Source organism: Megasphaera sp. DJF_B143 (assembly GCF_900320625.1).
Lineage (GTDB): Bacteria > Bacillota > Negativicutes > Veillonellales > Megasphaeraceae > Megasphaera > Megasphaera hexanoica.
Window position 1 is genome coordinate 1 of sequence record NZ_ONTA01000257.1, and the last position, 5,904, is coordinate 5,904.

The window sequence follows — 5,904 nt, forward strand, 5'->3', positions numbered from 1 at the left end:
AATTTCTGGGGTCTCGTCCGGGGATTGCAGAAGGCGGAAACCGGCGGCGAAGCACAGGTCAAGGCCATGGCCGATAAGGTCCGTGCTGCCGGCTTTGACGAAGCGGCTGATGAAATGGAAGTGTTTGCCAAACAGGAAGGCCACCACGGCGTCATGATGGCAGAAATCCTTGCCCGGTATCCGCAGGAAAATCAGCCTGTCAAAGCCAAGAAAGTATACGTCTGTCCGGTATGCGGTTATGAATACGAAGGGGATATCAACGCGGAAGGCGATGATTATGTCTGCCCGATTTGCGGCCAGCCTAAGAGCGCTTTTCAGGAAAAAGCATAATCTGCAAGCGATATCGTAGAAGTAATCTGAGGGGGATAAAAAAGATGGATAAACAGGCAATCATAGAATCTTTTCACAGAATGTAGGATAATTTTCCTGAACCGGTAATGCTGATTAAGAAAAACAGACAGATTTATGCTGTCAATCCCAAAACGGCTTCATTGGGCATGAATGATCAGATAAAATGCAGCAGTATGGGTGATCCGCAGCGGCATAAAGGCTGTCTCTGCAACCGGGCAGTAGATGAAAAACGGACGGTCTGTGTCGTATATGATGGTCCGGTTGGCAAAGCATACGGGTACTGGATGCCCGTAGCTGGAGCCGAAGAGTATATCCTTCATTTCAGCGTAGGGGCGTTTTCTATTCCCGAATGAAGATGTGGCGGTAGTTAGAATGAAACAGGGACGTGAGTGAACGGTGCTCACGTCCCTGTTTCGGTATAACCCATATGGTATCATCAAATATTGACGGTTATCTATATAAATGATATAATCCGTTACATAGATAAATATCTATGTAACGGAGGCGGTTTTATGGATATAATGGAGATTGCTAACATCAACAAAGCTCTCAGCAGTCCTGTCCGGCTGCAGATCATTGCCATGCTGGCCGGTGGAGAACAGTGTGCCTGCCGCATTCTGGAACGTTTCGCTATTACCCAGCCGACGCTGTCCCATCATATGCATGTCCTCTGTGACTGTCATCTGGTCCGGGACCGCAAACAAGGCCGCTGGCATTATTATGCTCTCGATGAAGAATGTATCCGTTGTCTGGCTTCGTTTTTTCAGGAACTCGTCCAACGGGAAAAGCGGGAAGGGCAGACACCTTGTGATGAATGCTGATAGGAGGAATATACTATGAATGAAATCGTAGAACAAGTCAAAGAATATTATGGTAAGGTGCTGGATGGAACGAAAGACCTCAAAACGAAAGCCTGCTGCTGTTCTTCCACGGGACTGCCCAAAGAAGTGCGGGAAACGCTCAGCCTCATTGATGATGAAATCGTGACTCACTATTATGGCTGTGGGTCACCGATTCCTCCCCTGCTGGAGGGCATGACCGTACTGGATCTGGGATGCGGCACTGGCCGCGACGTTTACGTAGCCAGCAAACTGGTCGGCGAAAAAGGCCATGTCATCGGCGTTGATATGACCCAGGAACAGCTCGATATTGCCCTGCGCCATGAAGAAGAGCAGTACAAGCGCTTTGGGTACAGGGCCTCGAATGTGGAATTTAAAAAAGGCTACATTGAAGATTTGAAATCTCTGGGAATTGCTGATAATTCCATCGATGTGGTCATTTCCAACTGTGTCATCAATCTGTCACCGTACAAGCAACAGATATTTAACGAAATCTGGCGTGTCCTCAAACCGGGTGGTGAACTGTACTTTTCCGATGTCTTTACAGACCGCCGCATTCCCGATGAACTCTATGCCGACCCGGTACTGCACGGTGAATGCATCAGCGGCGCCATGTATTTTGAAGATTTCCGACGCATGCTGAATAAAGCGGGATTCATGGATTTCGTCTACATGTCTATCCGCAATTTTGACCTGGGAAATGAAGCGATTGAAGAAAAAGTCGGCTTTGCCCATTTTTCGGAACGGACGGTGCGGGTATTCAAACTGACTGATTTGGAAGATGCATGCGAGGATTATGGTCAGGCAGCGGTGTACCGCGGTACGATCTCCGGACATCCTCATGCCTTTGATTTCGATATGAACAATCATTTCGTGACGGGAAAACCCATGCTGGTCAGTGGCAATCTGGCCTCCATGCTTTCAGAAACGCGGTACGCTCCGGCCTTTACCGTCTACGGTGACCGGTCCGTCCATTTCGGTCCCTTTGGCGTTACTCCCGTGGCAGATAACGCCGGGGATAATGGTTGCTGTTGCTAGCAGAAGAGAGGAGTAGAATATACATGATTCAGCGTACGATTACGGTAGAAAAAGAAGCATGTATCCATTGTGGCTTGTGTATCCGGGACTGCGTAGCCGCTTGTCTGGAATTTGACGAAGAAAAGATTCCCCGCTATCTGCCCGGAGGCGAACAGCGGTGCCTGGCCTGCCAGCATTGTATGCTCGTCTGCCCGAAAGGAGCTCTGTCCTTTGGCGGACTGCAACCGGAACAATGTGGTACTGTATCCTATGGGAATCATGAAGAGTTGCTGAAGCTGATAAAATCGCGGCGTAGCACCCGGGCTTATAAAAAAGAAGATTTGTCACAGGAACAGCTGGACAAACTTACGGAAATGCTGGCCTATGCGCCGACAGGGGTCAACGCGCCATCTGTTCATTTTTCTCTGGTAGCGACGCGCAAAAAAATGGATAAAATCCGGAAGATTACATACGATTGCCTGAATACTGTTCGTGCCGATTCGCCTCTTTTTATCATAAAAGAAATGGCAGAAGCCAGCAAGCGGGCAGGGAAGGATCTGGTGTACCGGGGAGCTCCGGCCTTAGTTGTCGCTTCTGTCGATACAAAAACGGCGGCATCGGTCTGCCAGACCGTCGATCCGGTCATTGCCTTATCGTACCTGGAACTCTATGCCACCAGCCTGGGACTGGGCACGGTCTGGGACGGCATTGCCGTAGCACTGGCCCGGACATTTCCTGAAATCGAAGCGCAGTTCCAGATTCCCCAGGGATGCAGACTGAGCTTCCTGATGGCGCTGGGAATCCCGGACATTTCCTACCAGCGGACGCCCCAGAGGACAACCGACCGGATTACCATCATCCGATAACACTATTTTGATGAACTATGAAAAGAGCTGTCTTGCGGGGGCAGTTCTTTTTTGTATATAATGAGATTATAACAATAGTGAATATCAAATCATGATATATACGAAAGGGGATGTTGTTATGGAAAATGCTGTCATAGGGATTCTTATTCCCTTTGTCGGAACATCTTTGGGAGCGGCCTGCGTCTATGCCATGAAGCAGGAATTGGACCGCCAGGTCCAAAGGGGGCTGACGGGCTTTGCATCGGGTGTCATGATCGCTGCTTCAATTTGGAGTCTCCTGATTCCGGCCATGGAAGAATCGGCGCCGTTGGGGAAATTCGCTTTCGTGCCGGCTGTGGCCGGGTTCTGGCTGGGCATCTTCCTGCTCCTGACCCTGGACCGGCTGGTACCGCATCTGCACATGTACAGCGAGGAGGCTGAAGGGCCACACAGCCATTTGCAGCGGACGACGATGCTCGTTTTGGCCGTGGCGCTGCACAATATCCCCGAGGGCATGGCCGTCGGTGTCGTCTATGCGGGTCTCCTGGCCGGTCAGACGGGTATCAGTACTGCCGGAGCATTGGCCTTGTCGCTGGGCATCGCTTTGCAAAACCTGCCCGAAGGGGCTATTATCTCCATGCCGCTCAAGGCCGCCGGTGTGGGCAGGCATAAAGCCTTTCTCGGAGGCGTCTTATCGGGCATCGTAGAACCCATCGGAGCGGCCCTGACCATCGCACTGACGGCCTTCATCGTTCCGGTCCTGCCTTATCTCCTCAGTCTGGCCGCCGGGGCCATGTGCTACGTCGTCGTCGAAGAACTCATTCCGGAAATGTCGGCTGGCGAACACTCCCATATGGGCGTCCTGTCCTTTGCCCTGGGATTCACACTGATGATGGCCCTGGATGTGGCCTTGTCGTGAGATGTTTTTCATGAAGGAAAAGAGGTATTAGTGTGAAAGTACGCATTACCGATGAATTAGCCCAGCAGATTGTCGATTCAGCCAAGGTAGTCGTCGGCTGGGACGTCAATTTTATTGACTGTCATGGGCAGATTATGGCCAGTACCGATGACAAGCGCATTGGGACGTATCACAAGGCCGGCCACGCCGCCGCCCGGACCGGTCAGGTCCAGACCGTACAGGATGACCGGCCGACAGATGGTGTCAGTAAGGGCGTCAATTATCCGATCATCATGGATGGACTGGTACTGGGTGTAGTCGGGATTACGGGGGAACCGGCTGTTGTCGGCCAGTATGGTTTTTTGCTGACGAAAATATGCGAGGTATTTCTCAAGGAATACCGGCTGAGCCAGGAGGTGTTCAGCGAAGAAGAACACCGCAGCCGTCAGGTCATGGCTCTGATTTATCATGACGAAGACATGGTGCAGCAGCTGGTTGAAGACCAGCCGGCATTGGCGGGCAGCCAGTATGTCGCAGTGGTGTTCCGCTGGCATGAAGGTACACGCCGGGCCGGGGATTTCCGCCAGAAGATGGCAGAGGATTGCCAAAGCCTGGGGATGACCTTATACACGTATATTTATCCCAGTACCGTTGTCGTGCTCATTCCCAGCAAGGTCTATCCGGATTGGGACCGGAAACTGCCACGCTGGAAAGAATGGTTCTACCCGGGCATTTTTGCAGGAATCGGGACAGAAGAATCATTTCACCGTATCCACGAATCGTACCGTTTTGCCAAAATGGCCTTGCAGTCGGCAGAGGACCGACAGATTTTCTGCGTTCATGCCGACGAGATGAAGTTAGCTTTCTTGCTGCAAAGCCTGGATGGCCCGATACGCCGCCGCTATCAGAAGGACATTTGTCAGCATTTGACAGAACGAGATATTCATCTGCTACAGGTCTATTACCAACAGAATTTATCCATACAGGAGACGGCGCGGATTCTCTGTATCCATAAAAATACTCTGCAATACCGGCTGAAACGGATTGGTGAGGCGACGGGGCTCAATCCGCGGGTATTCCACGATGCCGTGACGCTTTACATTGCTACCCTTCCATGGCTTTAAGCACAAAAATACGATATATTTTTGTGCTTTATAACATAGGAAGATCATCCTCTTTTTGCTACACTGTAGGCATAGAGAAATACAGTCTTACGAGTTCGCACATAGAGGAGAGAGTATCATGAAAGTCGTCGTAGCCATTGATTCCTTGAAAAATAGTCTGACTTCTGTTGAAGCTGGCCGGGCCATTGAAGCCGGTATCCGCAAAGCTTATGGCGGTCATCCCGTCCAGGTCATCGTCAAGCCCCTGGCTGACGGTGGGGAAGGAACCGTTGAAGCCCTCGTCGATGGACTGGGCGGACAGCTCCGCTATGCCGGTGTCCAGGGACCTTTAGGGGAAGCCGTGTCCTGTGCGTATGGCTGTCTGCCGGACATGGAGACGGCCGTTATTGAAATGGCCGGGGCTGCCGGATTAGGCCTAGTACCGTCTGCACAGCGCAATCCCCTGCACACGACGACGTATGGTGTCGGTCAGGTCATGGCGCAGGCTATAGAAACGGGCATCCGCCATTTCATCATCGGACTGGGAGGCAGTTCGACCAGTGACTGCGGCGTCGGTATGCTTCAGGCTCTCGGTTATATTTTCCGCGATGCTCAGGGCCAGCCGGTCGGCACAGGCGGGCAGGAAGTAGGGCGTATCGCATCTGTAGATGATTCCCAGGTCCTGCCGGTCCTGAAAGATTGTACCTTTGATGTCGCCTGTGACGTAACCAATCCGCTGTTCGGGAATTGGGGTGCTGCTTATATCTTCGGGCCCCAGAAAGGCGCGTCGCCACAGGATGTCAAAGTACTGGACGATGCCAGCCGGTCCTTTGCCGCCGTAACCCAGATGT

The 5,904-nt window shown here is 51.8% G+C and carries 8 protein-coding genes; all 8 read left to right on the plus strand.

The genetic code is table 11. The annotated features are described in order from the left end of the window. Nucleotides 1-330, plus strand: a 330-nt coding sequence (locus DBO31_RS07565) for a rubredoxin-like domain-containing protein (protein WP_150824848.1), incomplete at its 5' end; no start/stop codon positions are given. A 107-nt stretch (nucleotides 331-437) separates the two neighbouring features. Continuing rightward, entirely contained in the window at nucleotides 438-704 is a 267-nt protein-coding gene (locus tag DBO31_RS07570; RefSeq protein WP_200817492.1) for a hypothetical protein, read from the plus strand. 159 nt (nucleotides 705-863) lie between these two features. Further along, a complete protein-coding gene (locus DBO31_RS07575) occupies nucleotides 864-1,172 on the plus strand; it encodes a helix-turn-helix transcriptional regulator (RefSeq protein ID WP_113855586.1) in 309 nt (102 codons plus the stop codon). Between the two features lie 15 nt (nucleotides 1,173-1,187). Further along, nucleotides 1,188-2,228: a methyltransferase domain-containing protein gene (locus tag DBO31_RS07580; RefSeq protein WP_150824849.1), complete on the plus strand. Its 1,041-nt coding sequence runs from the start codon at nucleotides 1,188-1,190 to the stop codon at nucleotides 2,226-2,228. A gap of 23 nt (nucleotides 2,229-2,251) precedes the next feature. Next, complete coding sequence (locus DBO31_RS07585; protein ID WP_150824850.1) at nucleotides 2,252-3,073, plus strand: nitroreductase family protein; 822 nt, start codon at nucleotides 2,252-2,254, stop codon at nucleotides 3,071-3,073. 118 nt (nucleotides 3,074-3,191) lie between these two features. Further along, nucleotides 3,192-3,971: a ZIP family metal transporter gene (locus DBO31_RS07590; protein ID WP_075581411.1), complete on the plus strand. Its 780-nt coding sequence runs from the start codon at nucleotides 3,192-3,194 to the stop codon at nucleotides 3,969-3,971. 32 nt (nucleotides 3,972-4,003) lie between these two features. Beyond that, entirely contained in the window at nucleotides 4,004-5,074 is a 1,071-nt protein-coding gene (locus tag DBO31_RS07595; protein ID WP_150824851.1) for a sugar diacid recognition domain-containing protein, read from the plus strand. 118 nt (nucleotides 5,075-5,192) lie between these two features. Continuing rightward, nucleotides 5,193-5,904, plus strand: a 712-nt coding sequence (locus DBO31_RS07600; protein ID WP_150824852.1) for a glycerate kinase, incomplete at its 3' end; no start/stop codon positions are given.

What these genes read in the sequence shown, in the direction of transcription:
- DBO31_RS07570 (WP_200817492.1), top strand. Translation starts at nt 438, where the DNA reads ATGCTGATTAAGAAAAACAGACAGATTTATGCTGTCAATCCCAAAACG.
- DBO31_RS07575 (WP_113855586.1), top strand. Translation starts at nt 864, where the DNA reads ATGGATATAATGGAGATTGCTAACATCAACAAAGCTCTCAGCAGTCCT.
- DBO31_RS07580 (WP_150824849.1), top strand. Translation starts at nt 1,188, where the DNA reads ATGAATGAAATCGTAGAACAAGTCAAAGAATATTATGGTAAGGTGCTG.
- DBO31_RS07585 (WP_150824850.1), top strand. Translation starts at nt 2,252, where the DNA reads ATGATTCAGCGTACGATTACGGTAGAAAAAGAAGCATGTATCCATTGT.
- DBO31_RS07590 (WP_075581411.1), top strand. Translation starts at nt 3,192, where the DNA reads ATGGAAAATGCTGTCATAGGGATTCTTATTCCCTTTGTCGGAACATCT.